Here is a 22,536-nt window from a genome sequence, read left to right as displayed (position 1 = left end):
CTGCCTGAAAAGGCACTGCCCGAAGAAGCTGCGCCTCAGAAAGCCGCCCCTGGAGAGGCCGTGACTGTCGCGGAACTGTCCGAGTCCGATCTTCTGACCCGGATATTCCCCCGGCTGGCGATGGACAGCCGCCATGCCGCTGCCACGCTGCTGGGTCCGGGGGACGACGCCGCGATCGTTGCCGCCCCGGACGGCCGGACGGTCATCAGTATCGACACACAGGTGCAGGACCAGGACTTCCGGCTTCAGTGGCCCAACGGGTACCGCACCACCGGCTTTGACGTGGGCTGGAAGGCTGCTGCCCAGAACCTCAGCGATATCAATGCCATGGGCGCCACCGCAACGTCCATGGTGGTCAGCCTAACCCTTCCGCGGGACACCCCGGTCAGTTGGGTGGAGGATCTTGCCGATGGCCTGGCAGCCGGAATCCGGAAGCTGGGCGCTGACTCCTGTTCTGTTGCCGGCGGTGACCTCGGGCGTGGCCGGGAGATTTCGGTCAGCGTCGCTGTGCTGGGCACCCTGAGCGGCGGATCGCCGGTGCTGAGATCTGGAGCCTGCCCCGGCGATGTGCTGGCACTTGCCGGTACGGTGGGGCGGGCGGCGGCTGGGCTAGCCCTCCTGGAGTCGGACGCAGGCATAGAGTCACTGACTCCGGAACAGCGCAAACTGGTGGCACTTCAGTGCCGGCCGGTGCCTCCTCTTGCCGCAGGTCCGCTGGCACGGTCAGGCGGCGCAACGGCGATGCTGGATATCTCCGATGGGCTCCTCCGGGACGGGGCCCGCCTCGCCCGCTCCAGCGGCGTCGTCCTGGACCTGGATCCGCAGGCGCTTCGGCAACTGTCCGAAGGGCTGGAACCGGCGTCGGACCTTCTCAATGCCGACCCCATGGAGTGGGTGCTGGCCGGAGGAGAAGACCACGGACTCCTGGCCACATTCCCTCCCGGCGTTCAGGTGCCTCCCGGATTCACTGCGATAGGCTCAGTACAAGCCTTGGGAGAAAGCGAAAGCCCGGGCATCAAAATTGCAGGCCACGCCGCGGACACCGGGGGATGGGATCACTTTGCACACTAAGGTTGCCGCCAACGCGCAAGCGATGAAGCGGTGGTTGGGCAAGGCTGAAACGGCTCTTGGCAACCACAGCGACCGCCTTAACGCCATCAATATCTTCCCCGTGGCGGACGGTGATACCGGCACCAACCTCTATCTCACAGTCCGGGCGGCCTCCCGCGCGCTCCAAGGCGTCGGGCCGGGCAACGGCAGCACCAGCCTGGATTCCCGGCAGCCCGACGCCGGACAGGCGGACGTCGGAGCTGTCCTGGCAATGGCCGGACAGGCGGCCTTGGAGCAGGCAAGGGGCAATTCGGGCACACTCTTTTCCGTCTTTCTCTGCGCAGCCGCGGAGCCGCTGGCCGGCCACACCAGGCTGACGTCCACCCTGCTTGCCGCCGCCCTCAACCGGGCACAGATCAGGGCCTGGTCAGCATTAAGCGACCCCGTCCCCGGGACCATGCTCTCAGTTATGGAAGCTGCCGCCCGTGCTGCTGCCGCGGTGGATGCCGGTCAAAACGGCGACGACAGCAACCACGCTCTTGGCTTGTCGCTGGACGCCGCGGTTGAGGGCGCCCTGGCGGCAGTTATCCGCACGGAGGACCAGCTGGACGCCCTGCAGGCGGCGCACGTCGTGGACGCCGGCGGTGTGGGAATGCTCCTCATCCTGGATTGCCTCCGATCCGCCGTCCTGGGGGAGGAACTGCAAAGCGAGCTCCTCGACGGGCTGCACGGCTACGACGTCCAGGACCCTCATATTCACACCAGCATGCCTGACGACGACGGCGTGGAAGTCATGTGCACCATCAGCCTCTCGCCGCTCAACGCGGCCACCCTGCGGCAGCGGCTCGATGAGATCGGCGAGTCCGTAATCATGAGCCAGGTGGGTTCTTCGGCTGAGGCTGACGGCAATTACCGCTGGCGCGTCCACGTCCACGTACCGGATGCAGAACTGGCCGTCCGGCTCATCCGTTCCTTGGGGGATCCCACGCAGATCACGGTCAGCGAGCTCGCCCTGCCGAGAGACCCCGACACCGACCCGGTGAACTCCAGTGGGCATGAACGCTGAATTCGACTTTGACCTAGGACGCCTCGTCGGCAGACGCTCCGCCGGCGTCATCGAGAAACACCTTGGCCTGACTACCGTCGGTGCCTTGCTGAACTACTTTCCCCGGCGGTACCTGGACCGGGGCGAGCTGACCCCTATCAGCGAGGTTCCCCTGGATGAGGACGTCACTCTCATAGCCCGGGTGGTGTCCAACAGCACCCGTTCCATGAAGGCACGCCGCGGCACCATTACCGACGTCGTGATTTCCGACGACGACGGAACGCCGGGGCTCCGGCTGGTCGGGGGCAGCGATTACCGCGGCAAAGTCCCCGGCACGCTCAAAGTCAGCTTCTTCAACGGTTACCGCGCCAAGGCTGAACTGCTGCAGGGGCGGCGGGCACTGTTCTCCGGCAAAGTCACTCGCTATGGTGGCTTGTTGGGGCTCACGAATCCCGATTTCCTTTTGCTGGACGAGGACCCCTTCACGCAGGGGAAGGACCCGGAGTCGCTGGCCCTGATGCCCATTCCGGTCTATCCGGCTACGGGCAAACTCACCAGCTGGGCCATCCAGAAAGTTGTGCGGGCATTGCTCGAAACGGCCGACCTCGACGCGCTGCCGGACCCAATTCCGCCTGCCGTTGCGGCACGGGAAAAGTTCCTGCCGGTCGCTGAGGCATACCGGCTGATCCACGCACCGGAATCCACGGCGGACTGGCAGCGTGCCCGGGATCGGTTCCGCTACCAGGAAGCGCTGGTCCTGCAGTCGGCATTGGCCAGGCGCCGGGCCCAGTTGGCCGCCGAAGAGGCCACCGCCCGGCGTCCTGTCCCGGACGGCCTGCTCGCTGCCTTCGACCGGCAACTCCCGTTTACCCTGACTGCCGGCCAGGCCTCCATCGGCAAGACACTCTCCACTGAACTTGCCCAGGACGGCCCCATGAACAGGCTCCTGCAGGGCGAGGTGGGTTCGGGCAAGACCGTCGTTGCACTCCGGGCCATGCTGCAGGTGGTCGACGCCGGAGGCCAGGCAGCACTCCTCGCCCCCACCGAAGTCCTCGCCGCCCAGCACTTCGAATCGATCAGGCGCACCTTGGGCCCGCTGTCCCGGGACGGGCTTCTTGGCGGATTGGGCAACGACGCCGTCCAGGTAACGCTCCTGACTGGATCCATGCCCACTGCGGCCCGCAAGCAGGCCATGCTGGACGCCGCTTCCGGTACGGCCGGGATCGTCATCGGCACCCACGCCCTGCTCAGCGGCAACGTGTCCTTCTATGATCTCGGCCTGATCGTCGTGGACGAGCAGCACCGGTTCGGCGTCGAGCAACGGGATGCCTTGCGGGCGAAGGCAAGCAAACCGCCCCACCTGCTGGTCATGACAGCCACCCCCATTCCCCGAACCGTGGCAATGACAGTTTTTGGGGACCTTGAAACGTCTGTGCTTGATGAGCTGCCCGCGGGCCGGGCCCCCATCTCCACCCACGTGGTGGGCCTGGCCGAGAACCCGGGCTGGGTAGGCCGCATTTGGTCCCGGTCGCGGGAGGAGATCGACGCCGGGCACCAGGTTTATGTTGTCTGCCCCAAAATTGGGACTGACGACGACGGCGACTTCAGTCCCGGAGAAGCGGAACCAACGGCGGCGGACCTGGAAGAGGGCGGCGCGGCGCGCGAGCTCGCATCGGTGACGTCCGTCGTCGAGCAGCTCCAGCAGGAGCCGGCCTTGGCTGGCGTGCCCTTGGCTCCGCTTCACGGGCGCCAGGACCCTGCGGTCAAGTCGGCGGCCATGGCTGACTTCACGGCCAACCGAACCAAGCTTTTGGTCTCCACCACGGTTATTGAGGTGGGCGTCGATGTCCACAACGCAACCCTCATGGTGATCCTCGACGCCGACCGTTTCGGTATTTCCCAACTCCACCAGCTCCGTGGGCGTGTGGGCCGCGGCGGACACCCCGGCACGTGCCTCCTGGTGACGGCCTTGGAGCCCGGCCATCCAAGCCGTCGCCGGCTGGACGCAGTGGCCGCCACCACTGATGGTTTTGAACTCTCCCAGGAAGACTTGAAGCTGAGGCGTGAAGGGGACATCCTTGGCGCCTCACAGTCAGGTGTTCGGTCCACGCTGAAACTCCTCAGAGTGCTGGAGCATGAGGACGTCATAGCAAAGGCACGGGAGGACGCCCAGAAGATCGTGGGTTCGGATCCGTCCCTTCAGCAGCATCCGCAGCTGGCGCACGCCATCGATGGATACCTCAATCCCGAAAAGGAGGCGTTCCTTGAACGCGGATAACGCGGTTAACGCGGCGACAGCCGGCACGGCGGCGCGGAACAGGAAGTGCCCGGCATGAGCAGGATCATCGCGGGAGCTGCCGGTGGCACGCCCTTGGTCAGTGTTCCCGGGTCACTGACCAGGCCCACGACGGACCGGGTCAAGGAAGCCCTGTTTTCACGGCTGGATGCCTTCGATGTCATCTCCGGCGCGCGGGTCCTTGACCTGTACGCCGGCTCAGGGTCGCTCGGTGTGGAGAGCGGCAGCAGGGGCGCCGGAACCGTTGACCTTGTCGAATTCGATGCCAAGGCGAGCGGTGTGTGCCAGCGCAACGCGGACCTGGTCAACGGCGTCGTGGGGCGCAAAGTCGTCACCGTGCACCGCTCCAGGGTGGAGTCGTTCCTGGAGCGCGCCACACTTGACGACAACTGGGACCTGGTCTTCCTGGATCCGCCCTACCCGCTGGACGAGCCGGCCCTGTCCGCCGTGCTGGCCAAGCTTAATGCGCACCTTGCGCCGGCCGCCGTTGTGGTGGTCGAACGCTCGTCGCGGTCGCCGGAACCAGGTTGGCCGGTGGGAATGGAACGTTTTGCCGAGAAGAAGTACGGGGAAACGCGCCTCTGGTTCGCGGAGCCCTCGGTTCCGGATGCGATTCAGGTCGAGGAAGAACTTGACGAGCACGCAGACGCCGGCGGCAATTGAACGCCGGTGGTCAAAAGTCCGGTCACTGAAACTCAGCCTGCGAGGCCGTCCAGTTCAACGCCCGCCAGCACTTTGGCCGGGTGAGGTCCCCGCGCGGTCAGTTCCACTGACCAGTTCCGGGGCCACGGGAATTGTGTACCGGCGAGGATGATGTTGCCCGGGTAGCGGCCAGCGAACATCCCGGCCTCAGCGAAGGCCGCGACATCCTCCATGGCCCGGCGAAGGGCAGCGGCCTGGCTGCGCACCAGGGTGAGTCCGGGTTCATCCCCCACGTTGACGATCAGCAGGCCGTCTGCTGTGAGCCGTGCGCGGGCCTCCTCGTAGAAACCGGTACAGGCGATGTGCTCCGGGGCGTCCGGTCCGGAGAAGATATCCAGGATAATCACGTCGAACCGCAACTCCGGTGCCAGTCCGGCCAGGGCCTCACGGGCGTCGGCGATCACAGGATGCAGGTCCGTGCCGTCCGGCAGCGGCAGCTGTTGAAGGACGAAATCCAGCAGTTCGCGCTCCAATTCAACGGCATACTGGACGGATCCTGGCCTGGTGGCTTGGATGTAGCGGGCCAGGGTCAGGGCACCGGCCCCAAGATGGAGCGCCTTGATCGGCTGCCCCTCCGGAGCTGCCAGATCCACCAGGTGGCCGATCCGGCGTAAGTACTCGTAGAAGATTTCCTCGGGATGGTCCACATTGACGTGGGACTGCTCGGCACCGCCAATGCTCAGGATGTATGCGCCATCGATGAGGTGGTCCGCTTCGATGGAGGCATGTTGACCCGTGGTTCGCAGGAATCTGGTGGCCGCATGCCGGCCGTCCGCAGGCATCAGAGCCTTCCGCTGAGGCTGGCCAGCCGTGCGGCGGCCTCTTCCAGGACTTCCACTTTCTTGCAGAACGCGAATCGGAGCAGGCTGCGTGTCCGTTCAGCGCCGTCGGGGTGGCAGAAGACTGGCACCGGGATTGCCGCCACTCCTACGAGTGCTGGAAGCCGGCGGGCAAGGTCCACCGAGTCTTTGATGCCCAGCGGGGCGGTGTCCACGTTCACGAAGTAGGTGCCCTGCGGGGTGAAGACTTCGAAACCGGCCGCACGGAGCCCCTCACTGAGGATGTCGCGCTTGTGACGCAGCGTGGCAGAAACTCCGGCGTAGAAATCATCCGGAAGGGCCAGTGCCGTTGCGATCGCCGCCTGGAACGGCGTCCCCGAGCTGTACGTCAGGAACTGTTTCACGGTACGGACGGCGGACACCAGACGCTCCGGTCCGGTCAGCCAACCGATTTTCCAGCCAGTAAACGAGAAGGTCTTGCCTGCGGAGGAGATGGTCAACGTCCGCTCCGCAGCCCCGGGCAGTGTGGCGACCGGAATGTGGCTCACGCCAAACGTCAGGTGTTCGTACACCTCATCGGTGATGATCAGGCAGTCATGCTTCGTGGCAAGATCGACGACCCGCTGAAGCACCTCCAGCGGGAAAACGGCACCCGTGGGATTGTGCGGATTGTTGAGCAGCACCACACGCGTGCGGTGGCTGAAGGCCGCTTCGAGGGCGGCCATATCCGGGAGGAAGTCAGGGGCGAGCAACGGAGCAGTCACGTGGGTGGCCCCGGACAGCCCGATCATGGCGCCGTACGAGTCATAGAAGGGCTCGAACGTCAGCACCTCGTCGCCCGGACCGGTCAGGGCCAGCAATGAAGCGGCAATACCCTCGGTGGCTCCCGTCGTGACGATGACCTCCGTCTGAGGGTCCGGGGCCAAGCCGTAAAACCGTTCCTGGTGGGCCGCGACGGCCTCACGAAGTTCAACGGTGCCCTTCCCCGGAGCATACTGGTTTGCGCCGGCGCCGATGGCTGCCTGCGCGGCAGCCCGGATCTCTGCCGGCCCGTCCTCGTCCGGGAACCCCTGGCCCAGGTTTATCGCGCCGGTCTGCAGGGCGAGCGTGGTCATCTCTTCAAAGATGGTGACCCCCAGCTGGCCGTCCTGTCCGAGCAAGTTGGCCCCGAGGGCTGCGCGCTGCCACGGAGCAGGTGCGGTGGGTAGAAAAAGGTCCCGTGGTGGATGCATTCAGTCATGGTATCCCGGCGTCCGAATGCGGTAGGTTCGGTGCATGAGACGCGCTGTCTGCCCAGGATCCTTTGACCCCATCCACAACGGCCATCTCGAGGTAATCGCCCGGGCGGCCGGCCTCTTTGACGAGGTCATCGTGGCTGTATCCACCAACTATGCGAAGAAGTACCGGTTCAGTCTTGGGGACCGGATCGACATGGCTCGGGAGACCCTTGCATCCTTGAAGGGGATTGTGGTTGAGCCCGTCGGTGAAGGGTTGTTGGCTGAGTATTGCCGCCAGCGTGGAGTGTCTGCGATTGTGAAGGGACTTCGGTCCTCGTCGGATTTTGACTATGAACTCCCCATGGCCACCATGAACCGCCAGCTCAGCGGAGTCGAAACAGTGTTCCTGCCCGCGGAAGCCCATTACCTGCACCTGTCCTCCACCCTCATCAAGGAAGTTGCGTCCCTGGGCGGCAGCGTTTCGGACTATGTGCCGCGCTCGGTGCAAAAAAGGCTGCTGGCTGGCGAGTCTTCGTCCGATCAGCCGCCGAGAGGGTAGGCTAGTCCGGTACTCGGCGGCCTTCGGTGGCCTGGTTTGAGTCCATACGGGTCTTCAGGCTAAGATGGTACGTCGGTCATATGTTCAACAGGAGTTCTCATTAAGCGAGATGCTAGTTCGCCCTTGGCGTTCGACGTCAAGGACCTCGGGCGCAGCCCGGGAAGCATGCGGACACTGAAGGAACATGTACCCGCACCAAGTGATCTTGGTGTGGCGCTCATTGGCGTTCAGGAAGGCTCGGATGTTGAGCTGGATCTGAGGCTTGAGGCCGTACACGAAGGAATTCTGGTATCAGGAACCGCAGTCGCTGCAGTAACGGGCGAATGCGGCCGATGCCTGGATCCCCTTGCGTATGACCTTGAGGTCAATGTGCAAGAACTTTTCTTCTACGAAGGCGTCCTGCTTTCGGATGAAGAAGACGATGAAGAGCAACGTCGAGTCGAGCACGATCTAATCGATCTTGAACCGGTGTTGCGGGACGCAGTTGTAACCATGCTGCCGTTCCAGCCGGTGTGCCGGGAAGACTGCCAGGGCCTTTGCTCCGAATGCGGAGCTCGCCTGGAAGACGAGCCGGGGCACCACCACGAGGTCTTGGATCCTCGCTGGGCTGCCCTAGCTGATATGGCTAAGCCTGACCGGCAAAATTGATTTGTACGTGTTTGTCTAGAGAGAAATGAGTTAGCCGTGGCTGTTCCCAAGCGGAAAATGTCTCGCTCGAATACCCGCGCCCGCCGCTCCCAGTGGAAGGCAACTGCCCCCCACCTGGTGAAGACCGTAGAGAACGGCCAGGTCACCTACAGCCTGCCGCACCAGGCAAAGGTCGTCACCGACTCGGCTGGCACTGCGCTGTTCCTTGAGTACAAGGGACGCAAGGTCGCAGACGTCTAATTGGCCATTCAGGCTGAGATGATGTCTTCAACTGAAGAGCTTCTGAAGCGTCTCGGTGTCTCCATTGACGCCGGGACGCTTCGTCTTGCTCTCACGCACCGTTCCTACGCCTACGAAAACGGCGGAATCCCTACCAACGAGCGGCTGGAATTCCTGGGTGACTCCATCCTGGGCTTCTCCGTCACGGATGCCCTGTACCGGGACAACCCGTCGCTGCCGGAAGGGGACCTGGCGAAACGACGCTCCGCCGTCGTCAGCACACGGGCCCTGGCCGGCATTGGCCGCAGCCTCGGCATTGGCGACTACATCTACCTGGGCCAGGGCGAGAAGCTCACGGAGGGCAAGAACAAGGCCTCCATCCTGGCGGACACCATGGAAGCACTGATCGGTGCCACTTACGTGTCCAACGACATCGAGACCGCGCGCCAACTGGTCATGCGCCTGATTGGTCCACTCCTTAAGGACGCGGCCGCCCTCGGCGCCGGAACGGACTGGAAGACCAGTATCCAGGAATTGGCAGCCAGCAGGCAGCTCGGCAGCATCCACTACGCGGTGGAAGGGGCCGGGCCGGATCACGCCCGCACCTTTACGGCCGTCCTGGAGATCGGCGGCAACGCCTATGGCAAGGGTTCCGGTCATTCCAAGAAGGAAGCCGAGCAGGAGGCCGCCGCCGATGCCTGGCGCGTGCTCTCCGGAGCTTCCCGCACGGAGGCTGCGGACGGCTCCGCGGGCTCCGCTGCCTCCGTCTAGGCTGACCTGTGCCGGAACTCCCGGAAGTGGAAGTAGTCCGCCGCGGACTGGTGAGTTGGGTCCGCGGCCGCAGCATCACCTCAGTTGACGTGCTGGACCCCCGATCCATCCGCCGCCATGCGCTGGGCACGGAGGACTTCGTCGGCAACCTGGAAGGCGCCACAGTGGCGGATGTAGTCCGCCGCGGCAAGTTCCTCTGGATGCCGTTGCTGGATGCAACGATGACTGGCTCTGCGCAGGCCACGCCTGCCATCGCCCTGATGGCCCATCTGGGCATGAGCGGTCAGCTCCTGATGCAGAACACTTCTACACCCGATGAAAAGCACCTCAAAGTCAGGCTCCGGCTCAGTCCGCGCGACGGCATGCCGGAACAGCTCCGTTTTGTGGATCAGCGGATTTTTGGCGGGCTGTTCGTCACCGGCATGGTTCCTACGGACGACGGCGGCCCCGGGGGCCTCGCTGAATCCCCGGTTCCGCTCATCGCCGAGGAGGCATCCCACATTGCCCGAGACCCCCTTGACCCGGCGTTTTCTTTTGAGCTTTTCTTCACCCGGCTCCGCAAACGCAGGACCGGCCTGAAACGCGCCCTGCTGGACCAGGGACTGGTTTCGGGGATCGGCAACATCTACGCGGATGAGGCCCTGTGGCGGGCCAAACTGCACTACGCCCGTCCTACCGACAAGCTGCGGCGTGCCGACGCGGCCAGGCTCGTGGACTGCGCCCGTGAGGTCATGCTGGACGCGCTGGCGGCCGGCGGGACAAGCTTTGATTCGCTGTATGTGAATGTCAACGGCGCCTCAGGCTACTTTGACCGCTCCCTGAATGCCTATGGGAGGGAAGGCCAGCCTTGTGGGCGGTGTGCCGCCGTCGGACTTAATTCGCCGATCCGACGCGAGCAGTTCATGAACCGGTCGTCCTACACTTGCCCGGTGTGCCAGCCGCGACCGCGGAACGGGCGCTGGTAGCTCGGGGCCCGCAAGCAGACGTCTCAGCCGGCCGCATCACGGCAGGACAACTGCCGCAAATCCGAGGAAACCCGCAGTGACGCAGTAGATTTGGGGACAGCAAAGCACCCGCTTCAGCCACTGAGGAGACCAGAAACACCTTGCACCTCAAAAGCCTTACTGTCCGGGGGTTCAAGTCGTTCGCGTCCGCCACGACCTTCGATTTTGAACCCGGTGTCACGGCAGTGGTGGGACCGAACGGTTCCGGAAAGTCCAATGTTGTGGACGCCCTCTCCTGGGTCATGGGTGAACAGGGGGCCAAGACGCTGCGCGGCGGCAAAATGGAAGACGTCATATTCGCGGGAACCTCAGGGCGGCCTCCGCTGGGCCGGGCCCATGTCTCCCTGACCATTGACAACGCTGACGGGGCATTGCCGATTGAGTACAGCGAGGTCACCATCTCGCGGACGCTCTTCCGTACCGGGGGATCTGAGTACGCCATCAACGGTGCCAGCTGCCGCCTGCTCGATATCCAGGAACTGCTTTCCGACTCCGGTCTCGGCCGGGAAATGCACGTCATCGTGGGCCAGGGGCAGCTGGACAAGGTCCTCCACGCCACCCCTGAGGACCGCCGCGGCTTCATTGAGGAGGCCGCCGGAATCCTGAAACACCGCCGCCGCAAGGAAAAGACCGTCCGCAAGCTCGAGGCCATGCAAGCCAACCTCCAGCGCCTGACCGACCTCACCGGTGAAATCCGGCGGCAACTCACGCCGCTGGGCAAGCAGGCCGACGTCGCGCGCCGGGCCCAGCGCGTCCAGTTCGACGTCCGGGACGCGCGTGCTCGGCTCCTGGCAGACGACCTCGTCCGCCAGCAGGCAACCCTCGATCAGGACGTGGCGGATGAGGAAGCCCTGAAGGCACGCCGTGCCGTGGTGGAACAGGAGCTGGAGTCCGGGCGAAGGAAACAGGCCGCCATGGAACAGCTCGCCGCGGAAGCAACACCGCTGCTCAATGCTGCGCGCGATACCTGGTATCGGCTGTCCACAGCGAGGGAGCGCCTCCGCTCCCTTGGTTCGTTGGCCCAGGAACGCGGTCGGTTGCTTGGCGCGGTGGACGCTGAACCGTACTCGGGAAGGGATCCCGAACAACTCGAACGGCAGGCTGCCCGAGTCCGGGACGAGCTGGCGGAACTCGATCGCCAGCTCCTGGACAGGCGCAGTGCCCTGGAAGCAGCGACGGCCGCCAAATCCGACGCGGAAAGCGCCGCGGCCGCCGAGGAGAAACGGCTGACGGCCGTCCTCCGCGCGGCGGCGGACCGGCGGGAGGGCCTGGCGCGGCTTGCCGGCCAGGTAGGCGCCGCACGGTCAAGGGTGGAGTCTGCCCAGGCTGAACTTGGCAGGCTTCGCGAGTCACTCGCCGCCGGGCAGGAGCGGCGTCGCAAGGCCCAGACCGAGTTCACCGCTTTGGAAACCCAGGTAGCAGGGGTCGAGGAAGGCGAGGAAAGCCTCGACGCCGACTACGAGGACGCCGCTGCCGAACTGGACGCGGTGAATGAGGAGATCGCCGGCCTGGCAGCGGCCGAGGGGGAGGCTGTACGCGAACGCGACGCACTCGTAGCCCGGCGGGATGCCCTCCAGCTCGGACTTAACCGCAAGGACGGCACGGCGCGCGCACTGGACTCCGGGTTGGACGGCCTCGTGGGCACCCTGGCTGCGGACCTCGCCATCAGCCCCGGCTACGAGACGGCGATAGCGGCGGCACTCGGCGACGCCTCCGAAGCGGTTGTGGTCCAAGACCCCGCCGTGGCTGCCGCCGTGGTGCAGTTCCTCAGGGATGACGACGGCGGGCGAGCCTCCCTGCTGCTCGCGTCAGTTCCTGCCCTGCCGGACGCAGGGGTTCCCGCCACCGGGACACTGCCGGAGGGTGCGCGCTGGGCCGTTGACCTCATATCCGCCGCGGAAGGCAGCCGCCCTGCCGTGATGGCGCTCCTCGCCCGCGTGGCGGTGGTTGAAGACCTCAATGGTGCTGGCCAACTGGTTGCTGAGCGGCCTGAGCTGACGGCGGTGACCCGGGCCGGGGACGTCTTCACCGCGCTGACTGTGACTGGCGGCTCGGCGAAGGCGCCGTCCCTGCTCGAGGTCCAGGCCGCCGTCGACGACGCCGAGACCAGGCTTAGTGCGGTCACTGCCGACCTGGAGCGGAACCGGTTCGCACTGGCGGGCGCCCAAGCCCGGCGCGCCGAAGCCCAGGTCCGGGCCGAGGCCGCCCTGGACCGGCTGCACGAATCAGACGCCCGGCTTGCGGCTGTCGCTGAACGGCTGGGCCACTTGAACTCCGTCCTGCGCAGCGCCGTGGGGGAGAGCGACAGGCTGGCAGCGTCGCTCGCCAAAGCAGAGGCCAACGTGGCCATTGAGGAACAAGCGCTCGCAGCCATCACTGAACGCCTGGCCGCCGCGCAGCAGGCACCGGCCGAAGAGGAACCCTCCACCGAACAACGCGATGCCTTGGCCGTGGCAGCGTCTCAGGCACGGTCCGCGGAAATGGAAGCCAGGCTGTCGCTCCGCAGCGCGGAAGAGCAGCTGATGGCCACCCGCAACCGGGCCGCGTCGCTTGAGCGGGCCGCGGCCACTGAACGCAGGGCGCGCGAGGAAGCCGCCGAACGGGCACGCCGCCGCCGTATCCAGGCCCGGCGTGCGGCCGCGGTGCAGTCGGGTGTGGAGCTTGCCCTGCGCTTTATCGACGTGTCGGTGGAGCAGGCCCGGCAGGAACGCGACCTCGCCGAGGAGAACCGCGAGCAACGCGACCGCGCCCTGCTGGAGATCAGGACCGCCAATGACGCCTTCACCAGCGAACTGGCGGAACTGACAGACTCGGTCCATCGCGACGAGCTGGCCCGGGCCCAGCAGCGGGCGCGGATCGAGGCCCTCGAAACCCGTTCCATCGAGGAACTCGGCATCACCCCGGACCTGCTGGTGGCGGACTTCGGCCCGGACGTTCCTGTGCCCGTCCCGGCGGACGAAAACCAGGACAAATGGGCCGCCCTCAGGGCGCCGGTGGATGATAACGGCGCCCCGGTCCTTGAAGGCAAGCCCTACGTCCGGGAGGAGCAGGAGAAGCGGCTCCGGAAGGCCGAACGGGACCTGTCCGCCCTCGGCAAGGTCAACCCACTGGCTCTTGAGGAATTCGCGGCGCTGGAAGAACGGCACCAGTTCCTCAGCACCCAGCTGGAGGACCTCAAATCCAGCCGCAAGGACCTGCTGGATATCATCAAGGAAGTGGACGACCGCGTCCAGCGTGTCTTCGCTGAGGCCTTCGAAGACACCCAGACGCAGTTCATCCGCGTCTTTGCCAGGCTCTTTCCCGGCGGCGAGGGCCGTCTTGTCCTGACGGATCCCTCGGACATGCTCACCACCGGCATCGAGGTGGAGGCACGCCCGGCCGGCAAGAAGATTAAGCGGCTATCCCTGCTTTCGGGCGGAGAACGGTCCCTGACGGCTGTGGCCCTGCTGGTGGCGATCTTCAAGGCCCGCCCCTCGCCCTTCTACGTGATGGACGAGGTGGAGGCCGCCCTCGACGACACCAACCTGGGCCGGCTCATCACCATCTTCGAGGAACTCCGCGAGTCCAGCCAGCTGATCGTGATCACGCACCAAAAGCGGACCATGGAAGTGGCTGATGCCCTGTACGGCGTCACGATGCGGGGCGACGGCGTCTCCACCGTCATCAGCCAGCGCCTGGGCGCCGAGGTGTAACTGCCCCGATGTCCGGCCACACGTGTGTGACATCGGGGTCAAACGCGTGTGAGAAGCTAGGGGAGTGAATGACATCCTTCCCATTATTCTGTCCATTGTTGCTGCCCTGGCGGTTGTTGGCGGGCTGATCCCGGTCCTGTTGAAGACGCGGAAGAACATCACCCAGTACCCGGGGACGCGCGACGCCAACGATCCCGAGACGCTGAAGGGAACCGGCGGAACACTCGTTGAGGACGCACCTGCGGTCCCTGCCGACCGAAAGGCCCCCGCCGGCGTCGACCTTGACGGGCTGGAAACCACTGAGGTCCCCGACACCGTGGCGGGCCTTGAAACCATCCAGGTCGAGACCCCCCTTCCCGTCGCTGGCCGCCTGACCCGCCTGCGCGAACGCCTTGTCCGGTCGAACAACATCCTGGGGAAGGGCCTGCTGGCACTGCTCTCCAGCGATAAGATTGATGAGGATGTCTGGGACGAAGTTGAGGAAACCCTCCTTCTGGCAGACCTGGGAACCGAACCGACCATGCAGCTCGTGGATGCCCTGCGGGAACGCGTCAAGGTCCTTGGCACCCGGACCCCCGAGCAGGTAAAGGCGCTGCTCCGCGAAGAACTCATCAAACTGGTCGATCCCACCATGGACCGCAGCCTGAACACCACCAGGCACGCCGACAAGCCCGCCGTCGTGATGGTGGTTGGCGTCAACGGCGTGGGCAAAACCACCACCGTAGGCAAGCTCGCGCGCGTACTCGTCGCGGAAGACAAAGACGTGCTCTTGGGTGCAGCAGACACCTTCCGTGCGGCGGCCGCGGAGCAGCTGGCCACCTGGGGCCAGCGCGTGGGAGTTCCCACCGTGAAGTCCGACGTCGACGGTGCGGATCCGGCGTCTGTCGCCTATGAGGCGGTCAAGGCTGGCATCGACCAGGAAGTCGACGTCGTCATGATCGACACCGCCGGCCGCCTGCAAAACAAGGTCGGCCTGATGGACGAACTCGGCAAGGTCAAGCGCGTCATCGAAAAGCTCGCCGAGGTTGACGAAGTGCTGCTCGTCCTGGATGCCACTACCGGCCAGAACGGGCTCAACCAGGCCCGGGTCTTTTCCGAGGTGGTCAACATCACCGGCATCGTCCTGACCAAGCTGGACGGCACCGCCAAGGGCGGAATCGTCGTCGCGATCCAGAAATCGCTCGGTGTTCCAGTCAAGCTCATCGGTCTCGGCGAGGGCGCGGACGACCTCGCCCCCTTCGAGGCCGAGGGATTTGTCGACGCCCTGCTGAACTGACTCCTACTTCACTTGAGGGGTGAGATCCCGCCGCTTAGCCCGGCTATTGCGGTGGGATCTCACCCCTCAACGCGTTTAAGCGGTTCGCGCGTCACTGACCAGCTGGCCGCGGCCACGACCAAGACAGCACCCGTGACGCCGAACGCCCAGCCGTAGCCCAGCCGGTCGGCGAGCACCCCGGCCAGGATTGGACCCGCAATGGCGCCGATATCCGCCGTCATCTGGTAGATGGCCAGGACCTTTCCCCCGGAGCGGCCGTTTCCGATGACGTCGGCCACCGCGGCCTGCTGCGCGGGTCCCAGCAGCCCGGAACCGATGCCGGCCAGCGTGGAGGCCACCAGGAACCAGCCCAGTTCATGCGTCAAGCCAATGGCTGCAGTGGCCAGGCCGGTGACAAGCAGTCCTGTCACCATCATGGGCTTGCGTCCCAGGGAATCGGCCAGGCGGCCGGAGAAAGTCAGGGCCGCTGCGTTGCCCGCGGCAAATACCGCCAGCGCAAGCCCTGCAGCCTCTGGGCCTGCACCGAGGGCCGCGACAGCAAACAGCGGAACCGTTGCCATCCTGACACCGAACGTCGCCCACCCGTTCGCAAAACTGGACACCAGCGAGGACCGGTAGACGCCGTCGCGGAGGGCGTCTGCCAGGCGCATGTCAGGATTCCGCGGCTGCCCCCGGCCGGCCTCCCTGCGCTCATGGCTGAGCTGTGTTTGGACGACGGCGGCCGCGACGACCAGGGCCGCGGCGTACGCGAGGAAGGGCACCCGCAGCCCGAAGCCTGCGAGCAGGCCTCCGACGATAGGGCCGCAGACGTTCCCCACCAGGAACGCCGAGGCGTAGGCGCCGGACACCCGGCCGCGGCTTTCCGGAGGTGCCAGGCGGATCACCAGTGCCATGGATGCCACGGTAAACATGACTGAACCGATGCCGCCAAGCCCCCGGAAAAGCAGCAGTTGCCAGTAGCCCTGCGCAAAAGCGCACGCCGCAGTGGACCCTGCCACGATCAGCAGTCCTGCCACGTAAACCGGCCGTTCACCCCATCGGCCAATCAGGGCGCCTCCGGCCGGAGCGAAGACCAGGCGCATCAGGGCGAAGATTGCCACGATCACCGCAGCCTCGGTGTTTCCGACGCCGAAGGTTGTGGCGAATTGTGGCAACACAGGCGCAACAAGCCCGAATCCGAGGGCAATCAGGAACGCCGCGGCCAGCATCACCTTGATGTCGCGCGGCAGCTTGTCCTGCCCCGACCGCCGCAGGCCGGGAATCCGCGACGTGGCGCCGCTCACAGGGGGTCTGGACGTCATGGGGCCGGGGTCCTTGCGCTTTCGTATGAGGGTTGCTTGCAAGAGTGATGAAACATAACCGTAACAAGCCAGATATGCACCATTTACTTCCTAGAGGTTGTTGTAACAAACGCGCAATCTAAATCCTCCGTGGGCGAAACACAGCGAGACCAGACTCTTCATAGGACGCAAAAGGCGTTGGCAGGCGGAGAGATCCGCAGTATCGATCTGAGAGAGGACGTGCACCATGGAACTTACCGCAGGTCACGTATGGCTCATGGTGGCGGCAGCGCTCGTGCTGTTTATGACACCGGGGCTGGCATTTTTCTACGGCGGCATGACGCGCGCCAAGGCCGCACTGAACATGATGATGATGAGCTTCATCTCCATCGGCATCGTCAGCGTTGTCTGGGTACTCTGGGGTTACTCCATGACTGGCGGTGAGGGCTTCCTGCAGATTGTCGGAAACCCCTTCGCCAGCTTCGGCCTTGAAGGCGTCAACACGGCGGAAGCGCCCGAAGGCCTCATCCTGGTCGGCTACGGAGCAACCTTCGCCATTATTACCGTGGCCCTGATCAGCGGAGCCATCGCGGACCGCGCCAAGTTCGGTGCCTGGTCAGTCTTCGTCCCCATTTGGGTCACCCTCGTCTACTGCCCGCTTGCCTATATGGTCTGGGGCGGCGGTCTCTTCGGTGAGGAAGGCGCGATCGGCCAGGCGCTCGGCCCGGCCATCGACTTTGCCGGCGGCACCGTGGTTCACATCAACGCCGGTGTGGCCGCGCTGATCCTCGTGCTGATCATCGGCAACCGCAGGGGATTCGGCAAGGACCCGAACCACCGCCCGCACAACATTCCGTTCGTGATGCTCGGGGCTGCCATTCTGTGGTTCGGCTGGTTCGGCTTCAACGGAGGCCTGGCCGCCAGCGCTGAGCAGGGCGGTCTGATCTGGGTCAACACCCTCGCAGCACCTGCCGCGGCCATGATCGGCTGGCTCATCACTGAACGCATCCGCGACGGCCACCCGACGTCCCTCGGTGCTGCTTCGGGCGTCGTTGCCGGCCTGGTTGCGATCACCCCGGCCTGCGCCAACGTCAGCCCTGTCGGTGCCCTCGGCCTCGGCGTCGTGGCCGGCGTCGCATCCGCCCTTGCAGTTGGACTCAAGTTCCGCTGGGGCTTCGATGACTCCCTGGATGTTGTGGGTGTCCACCTCGTTTCGGGCATCATCGGAACCGTCGCACTGGGCTTCATCGCCCTCCCCGCCGATGGTGTGGGCGGCGGCCTCTTCTACGGCGGCGGCATGACCCAGATGTGGGCACAGTTGGCAGCAGCCGGCATCGCCATCGCCTACTCCGCAATCCTTACCGCGATCATCGCGTTTGCCATCCACAAGACGATGGGCTTCAGGGTCTCGGATGAGCAGGAAGTCGTTGGTGTTGACCTCAGCCTGCATGCTGAGACCGCTTACGAGTTCGGTGTGGGCGGCCACGGAGGCAGCTTCCAGCCCCTTCATGAACTGATCACCGGCAAGGGTGCACCGGAACAGGGCGCAAGCGCCGATTCCAAGAAGACTGAATCAGCAACAGGCAAGGAAAGCGTGGGGGCATGAAACTGATCACAGCAATCGTCAGGCCGGAGAAGCTCGAGGCCATCCGGGAAGGCCTGGAAGCCTATGGCGTCCAGGGACTGACGGTCAGCGCGGCAAGCGGGTACGGCCGGCAACGCGGCTACACGGAGGTGTACCGGGGAGCTGAATACAACGTGGACCTCCTGCCGAAGATCAGGGTCGAGGTGCTGGCCACGGATGAGCAGGCCGACGACATCCTGGACGTCATCATCGCAAGTTCCAATACGGGACGCGCAGGGGACGGCAAGGTCTGGACCATGGATGTATTCGAAGCGGTCCGGGTCCGCACCGGCGAACGCGGCGTCGCCGCCATCTAGCCCCGTCGGGCAGTCAGCAGCACCACCAAGAAGCACGGAGCGGGCAGGAACCTGGAAAGGTTACCTGCCCGCTCTGGCGTTTGCCCTCTTACTTCCCCTGCACCGGCCCGGACCAGCCTGCGGGACCCGAGGACCCGGCGTCGTACTCCTCCACTGGCGCCGTGCCGCGCGCCCAGGCTTTGAGGACCGGCTCAACAATCCGCCAGCAGTCCTCGGCGGTGTCGCCGCGGACGGACAGCAGAGGGTCCCCGTTGAGCACTCCCTCCAACACTTCGCCGTAGGGAAGCAGCTCGGAGGCGTTCAGCCCGGCGTGGAGGGTGGCACGGTCCAGGCTGAAAATGTCTCCGGGGCCGTTCACATCAACGTCCAGGTCCAGGGTGTCCGGTCCAAATCCGATCCGCAGCTGGTTGGGCGCGTCCAAGCCCGTGAAGCCGGCGGGAAGATGGGGTACAGGGCGGAACGTGACCACAGCTTCCTTGCGCTTCACGCCTAGCGCCTTGCCTGAGCGCAAGATGAAGGGGACGCCCTGCCAGCGCCAGTTGTCGATCTCCACGGTGACTTCCGCCAGCGTCTCTGTTTGCCGGCCAGGGTCAACCCCTGTTTCCTTGGCATAGTCCGGGACCTGCTTCCCGGAAAGCAGCCCGGCGGAATATCTCGCCCGCCTAGTGGACTGTGCGTACGGTGCCTTGATGCTGCTGGCACGTAGCACCATGGAGATGGCGTCACGAAGGTCTCGTTCGCCGATCGTGGCCGGGGGTTCGAGGGCCATCACCGCCATGATGTGCAGGAGGTGGCTCTGGATCATGTCGCGCAGGGCGCCGGCCGTGTCGTAATAGCGCGCCCGCCCTTCCAGTGCGAGATCCTCGTCGAAGATAATCTCCACCTTCTCCACGTGATCGCGGTTCCAGACTGGTTCCAGGAACGTGTTGGCAAAGCGCAGACCCAGAATGTTGAGCACTGTCGCCTTGCCCAGGAAATGGTCCACGCGGTGGATGTGGTCTTCCGGAACCAGTGCTGTGAGCGTCCGGTTCAGGGACCGGGCTGATTCCTCGCTGGAGCCGAACGGCTTCTCCATGACCAGACGCGTACCGGCGGGTACCTGGCCCGGCCTGAGGGTTTCGCAGGCCCGCTGGCTGACCTGCGGCGGAAGGGCGAAATATACGGCCGCCGGTGCGTCCAGCGACGCCAGCAAGGACGCGAGCGGCCCGTCCGCTGTGACATCCAGCTGATGGTAAGCCGTTCCGGCCTCCATGGCCGACAAAGCCTCGCGCCCTGCGGCGTCGGCGGACTCAGAGGCGGCGGCAAAGGCATCATGGACCCGCGCCTGCCACTGCTCCGCGGTCCACGCATCGGAGCCGGCCCCGACGAGTTTGAGCCCTTCGGCGCGACCCTTCGCCACGAGCCGGGCGAGTCCGGGCAGCAGCAGGCGGCCCGTGAGATCGCCGGAAGCGCCAAGAATGAGCAGGGTTTTTACAGTCGTTTGGCTCGTCACCTTGCCAGCATGCCATCTTGAAGGTCTGTCTTGGTACCCTAGATAGTCGAGTCCCGTCGCCGAAGCAGTTGGAAACAACAGCCGAGGCGCTGGTGTGCCGAAGGGCCGCCATCCGTCCATCCACTGAAAGAAGTGCACGGCGCGTGTTCAATTCACTCTCTGACCGGTTGACAGCAACCTTCAAGAATCTTCGTGGCAAGGGCCGCCTCACCGAGGCTGATGTCGACGCCACCGTCCGGGAGATTCGCCGTGCCCTGCTGGATGCAGACGTTGCCGTTCCGGTGGTCCGCGAATTCACCGCCCGCGTCCGCGAGCGGGCCCTTGGCGAAGAGGTCTCGGGCGCGCTGAATCCCAGCCAGCAGATCGTCAAGATCGTCAACGAGGAACTGGTTGAGATCCTCGGCGGTGAGACCCGCCGGATCCGCCTGGCCAAGACCGGCCCCACCATCATCATGCTCGCCGGCCTCCAGGGCGCGGGTAAGACCACCCTCGCCGGCAAGCTGTCCAAATGGCTCAAGGCACAGGGCCATAGCCCCATCCTGGTGGCCTGCGACCTCCAGCGGCCCAATGCCGTCACCCAGCTCCAGGTGGTGGGCAAGCGCGCCGGCGTCCCGGTTTACGCACCCCACCCTGGGGCCACCCATGAGCTGGAGCACCCCGCGGGCGATCCCGTAGCAGTGGCCCGCGCCGGTGTCGAAGAAGCCCGTCAGAAGCTCCACGACGTGGTGATCGTGGACACCGCCGGCCGCCTCGGCGTCGACGCCGACATGATGGAGCAGGCACGGCAGATCCGGCGGGCCATCGTTCCCAACGAAGTGCTGTTCGTGATCGACTCCATGATCGGCCAGGACGCCGTGAACACGGCGATGGCCTTTGACGAGGGCGTTAATTTCACCGGTATCGTGCTGTCAAAGCTCGACGGCGACGCCCGCGGTGGTGCTGCGCTCTCTGTTGCGTCGGTAACCGGCAAGCCCGTCATGTTCGCCTCCACCGGCGAAGGCCTGGACGACTTCGAGCTCTTCCACCCGGACCGCATGGCCTCCCGCATCCTGGATATGGGCGATGTCCTGACCCTCATCGAGCAGGCGGAAAAGAACTGGGACAAGGACGAAGCAGCCCGGATGGCGAAGAAGTTCGCCGACCAGGAAGACTTCACCCTGGACGACTTCCTGGCCCAGATGCAGCAGATCCGCAACATGGGCTCCATGAAGAAAATGCTCATGATGATGCCGGGTGCGCAGAACATCCGCCAGCAGCTCGAGCAGTTCGACGAGCGGGAAATCGACCGCGTCGAGGCAATCGTCCGGTCCATGACCCCGCACGAGCGCGTCGCCCCCAAAATCATCAATGGCTCCCGCCGGGCCCGCATTGCCCGCGGTTCGGGCGTCCATGTCTCCGAAGTCAATGGGCTGCTCGAACGTTTTGCCCAGGCCCAGAAGATGATGAAGAAGATGGCCCAGGGCGGCGGCATGCCGGGAATGCCGGGCATGCCGGGAATGGGCGGCCCAGGCGGCGGCGCACGCAAGGGGGCCAAGAATGCCCCGAAGAAGAAGGCCCGCTCCGGTAACCCGGCCAAGGCAGCCCAGGAGCTCAAGGACGCCGAGGCGCGGCGCGCCGGAGCGGCCAAGGCGCTCCCCACGGGTGCGGCGTTTGGCCAGCAGTCCGGTGACTTCGATCCTTCGCAGCTGAACCTGCCCAAGGGCTTCGACAAGTTCCTCGGCAAGTAATCGCATCGCCCAACTGGGTAGCAGCAGATGTCGTTATGAGCGCTCAAAACGACACTTGCTGCTACCCAGTTGGGATGTCGGAGCCGTGGAATAGGGTTGGGTCATGTTCAAGCAGCGGGTAGTGTTCGTGCACGGCGCCGGAAGCTTCGGCTCGGCAGCCTGGCCCCGGCAGCACGGCATGGCACTGACCTACGACGCCCTGTTTCTCCGGCGCCACGGCTTTGACTCTGTTGCTGAACCGGTCGAGTCCTCCTTTGCGGAGGACACCGCCATCGTTTTGAGATCCCTCGCCGACGACGGCAGGGGCGCCGCCGGTGGCCACGTTGTGGCGCATTCCCAAGGGGCGATCTCCGCCATGATGGCCGCCGTCGAGCGCCCCGACCTGGTGTATTCGCTGACGCTTGTGGAGCCGGCCTGCCTGTCGTTGACCGCGGAACTGCCGGCGACGGCGGCGCACCGGGAGCTCATGCAGCCCCTCTTTGATGTCCGCCACCAGCTGAGTGACGAGGATTTCCAACGGGAGTTCGTCCGCCGCGTCTATGCTGCAGATCTCCAGGAGCCCGCCACCCAGGAGGAACGACGCTCCGCCCGGCGGCTCCGGCTGCAGGCCCCGGCCTGGGAGGCGCCGCTGCATATCGTCCCGGGCGTGCCAACGCTGGTGCTGACCGGCGGCTGGGAGCCGCTGTATGAAGAGATCGCCGGATACCTCCGCGAAACCGGTGCCCTGCACCGCATTGCTGCGGGCGGGCACCGGCCCCAGGATTCGGCGGAAGGCGATCACGCCATCCGGGCGTTCGTGGGCGACGTCAGCCGCGGCCGGTCAGCCCGGGCCTCCTGA

19 protein-coding genes are annotated in these 22,536 nt (G+C 65.2%); 15 read left to right on the top strand and 4 right to left on the bottom strand.

What is annotated here, in order from left to right; all coding sequences use genetic code 11:
- Nucleotides 1–15 precede the first annotated feature (15 nt).
- Genes ACFC25_RS03305 through rsmD form a run of 4 tightly spaced genes read left to right on the top strand, consistent with a single transcriptional unit; the run spans nucleotide 16 to nucleotide 5,054 of the window.
- Complete coding sequence (locus ACFC25_RS03305) at nucleotides 16–1,071, top strand: thiamine-phosphate kinase (protein WP_376044354.1); 1,056 nt, start codon at nucleotides 16–18, stop codon at nucleotides 1,069–1,071.
- Nucleotides 1,072–1,093: 22 nt separating this feature from the next.
- Nucleotides 1,094–2,116, top strand: coding sequence for a DAK2 domain-containing protein (locus ACFC25_RS03300; RefSeq protein ID WP_337348917.1), 1,023 nt, complete (start codon nucleotides 1,094–1,096; stop codon nucleotides 2,114–2,116).
- Nucleotides 2,106–4,373 carry an ATP-dependent DNA helicase RecG gene (locus ACFC25_RS03295; RefSeq protein ID WP_376044019.1) on the top strand — a complete coding sequence of 756 codons (2,268 nt, stop codon included), beginning with the start codon at nucleotides 2,106–2,108 and terminating at the stop codon, nucleotides 4,371–4,373. Before ACFC25_RS03300 ends, ACFC25_RS03295 begins: the two co-directional genes overlap by 11 nt.
- 54 nt (nucleotides 4,374–4,427) lie before the next feature.
- Nucleotides 4,428–5,054 carry a 16S rRNA (guanine(966)-N(2))-methyltransferase RsmD gene (gene rsmD, locus ACFC25_RS03290; protein WP_337348915.1) on the top strand — a complete coding sequence of 209 codons (627 nt, stop codon included), beginning with the start codon at nucleotides 4,428–4,430 and terminating at the stop codon, nucleotides 5,052–5,054.
- A gap of 32 nt (nucleotides 5,055–5,086) precedes the next feature.
- Here the strand turns inward: rsmD and ACFC25_RS03285 are convergent, their stop codons facing one another.
- Both ACFC25_RS03285 and ACFC25_RS03280 read right to left on the bottom strand, forming a co-directional pair.
- A complete protein-coding gene (locus ACFC25_RS03285; RefSeq protein ID WP_376044017.1) occupies nucleotides 5,087–5,875 on the bottom strand; it encodes a spermidine synthase in 789 nt (262 codons plus the stop codon).
- Nucleotides 5,875–7,104 carry an aminotransferase class I/II-fold pyridoxal phosphate-dependent enzyme gene (locus ACFC25_RS03280; RefSeq protein WP_376044015.1) on the bottom strand — a complete coding sequence of 410 codons (1,230 nt, stop codon included), beginning with the start codon at nucleotides 7,102–7,104 and terminating at the stop codon, nucleotides 5,875–5,877. The genes ACFC25_RS03285 and ACFC25_RS03280 overlap by 1 nt, the downstream gene beginning before the upstream one ends.
- A 43-nt stretch (nucleotides 7,105–7,147) precedes the next feature.
- Between ACFC25_RS03280 and coaD the strand changes: the two genes are divergently transcribed.
- From coaD to ftsY, 7 genes are all read left to right on the top strand, one after another.
- Nucleotides 7,148–7,648 carry a pantetheine-phosphate adenylyltransferase gene (gene coaD / locus ACFC25_RS03275; protein ID WP_337348912.1) on the top strand — a complete coding sequence of 167 codons (501 nt, stop codon included), beginning with the start codon at nucleotides 7,148–7,150 and terminating at the stop codon, nucleotides 7,646–7,648.
- A 123-nt stretch (nucleotides 7,649–7,771) separates the two neighbouring features.
- Nucleotides 7,772–8,296: a YceD family protein gene (locus tag ACFC25_RS03270; RefSeq protein WP_337348911.1), complete on the top strand. Its 525-nt coding sequence runs from the start codon at nucleotides 7,772–7,774 to the stop codon at nucleotides 8,294–8,296.
- Nucleotides 8,297–8,332: 36 nt separating this feature from the next.
- Nucleotides 8,333–8,536 (top strand): 50S ribosomal protein L32, encoded by a 204-nt coding sequence (rpmF, locus tag ACFC25_RS03265; RefSeq protein WP_009356569.1) that lies wholly within the window; start codon nucleotides 8,333–8,335, stop codon nucleotides 8,534–8,536.
- Between the two features lie 21 nt (nucleotides 8,537–8,557).
- A complete protein-coding gene (rnc, locus tag ACFC25_RS03260) occupies nucleotides 8,558–9,286 on the top strand; it encodes a ribonuclease III (protein WP_337348910.1) in 729 nt (242 codons plus the stop codon).
- Between the two features lie 8 nt (nucleotides 9,287–9,294).
- Complete coding sequence (gene mutM / locus ACFC25_RS03255; protein WP_376044012.1) at nucleotides 9,295–10,251, top strand: bifunctional DNA-formamidopyrimidine glycosylase/DNA-(apurinic or apyrimidinic site) lyase; 957 nt, start codon at nucleotides 9,295–9,297, stop codon at nucleotides 10,249–10,251.
- A 140-nt stretch (nucleotides 10,252–10,391) separates the two neighbouring features.
- Nucleotides 10,392–13,982 (top strand): chromosome segregation protein SMC, encoded by a 3,591-nt coding sequence (gene smc / locus ACFC25_RS03250; RefSeq protein WP_376044010.1) that lies wholly within the window; start codon nucleotides 10,392–10,394, stop codon nucleotides 13,980–13,982.
- A gap of 64 nt (nucleotides 13,983–14,046) precedes the next feature.
- Complete coding sequence (ftsY, locus tag ACFC25_RS03245) at nucleotides 14,047–15,258, top strand: signal recognition particle-docking protein FtsY (protein WP_337348907.1); 1,212 nt, start codon at nucleotides 14,047–14,049, stop codon at nucleotides 15,256–15,258.
- Between the two features lie 59 nt (nucleotides 15,259–15,317).
- On the opposite strand, the gene ACFC25_RS03240 is transcribed toward ftsY, so the two are convergent.
- Nucleotides 15,318–16,559, bottom strand: coding sequence for an MFS transporter (locus ACFC25_RS03240; protein WP_376044008.1), 1,242 nt, complete (start codon nucleotides 16,557–16,559; stop codon nucleotides 15,318–15,320).
- 226 nt (nucleotides 16,560–16,785) lie between these two features.
- Here ACFC25_RS03240 and ACFC25_RS03235 point away from each other — a divergent pair, with 226 nt between their 5' ends.
- Nucleotides 16,786–18,144: an ammonium transporter gene (locus tag ACFC25_RS03235; RefSeq protein WP_376044007.1), complete on the top strand. Its 1,359-nt coding sequence runs from the start codon at nucleotides 16,786–16,788 to the stop codon at nucleotides 18,142–18,144.
- Nucleotides 18,141–18,479, top strand: a complete 339-nt coding sequence (locus ACFC25_RS03230) for a P-II family nitrogen regulator (protein WP_015937412.1) — start codon at nucleotides 18,141–18,143, stop codon at nucleotides 18,477–18,479. Before ACFC25_RS03235 ends, ACFC25_RS03230 begins: the two co-directional genes overlap by 4 nt.
- A gap of 88 nt (nucleotides 18,480–18,567) precedes the next feature.
- Here the strand turns inward: ACFC25_RS03230 and ACFC25_RS03225 are convergent, their stop codons facing one another.
- Complete coding sequence (locus ACFC25_RS03225) at nucleotides 18,568–19,971, bottom strand: glucose-6-phosphate dehydrogenase (RefSeq protein WP_376044004.1); 1,404 nt, start codon at nucleotides 19,969–19,971, stop codon at nucleotides 18,568–18,570.
- A gap of 143 nt (nucleotides 19,972–20,114) precedes the next feature.
- Here ACFC25_RS03225 and ffh point away from each other — a divergent pair, with 143 nt between their 5' ends.
- Together ffh and ACFC25_RS03215 are read left to right on the top strand one after the other, a co-directional pair.
- On the top strand, nucleotides 20,115–21,698 hold the full coding sequence (ffh, locus tag ACFC25_RS03220; protein ID WP_337348904.1) for a signal recognition particle protein: 1,584 nt from the start codon (nucleotides 20,115–20,117) through the stop codon (nucleotides 21,696–21,698).
- Nucleotides 21,699–21,801: 103 nt separating this feature from the next.
- Complete coding sequence (locus ACFC25_RS03215) at nucleotides 21,802–22,536, top strand: alpha/beta fold hydrolase (RefSeq protein ID WP_376044002.1); 735 nt, start codon at nucleotides 21,802–21,804, stop codon at nucleotides 22,534–22,536.

This window comes from Pseudarthrobacter sp. NPDC055928 (genome assembly GCF_042270935.1).
Taxonomy (GTDB): Bacteria; Actinomycetota; Actinomycetes; order Actinomycetales; family Micrococcaceae; genus Arthrobacter.
Note: the sequence above shows the minus strand (reverse complement) of the source record. Positions and strands in the feature narration are given on the sequence as shown.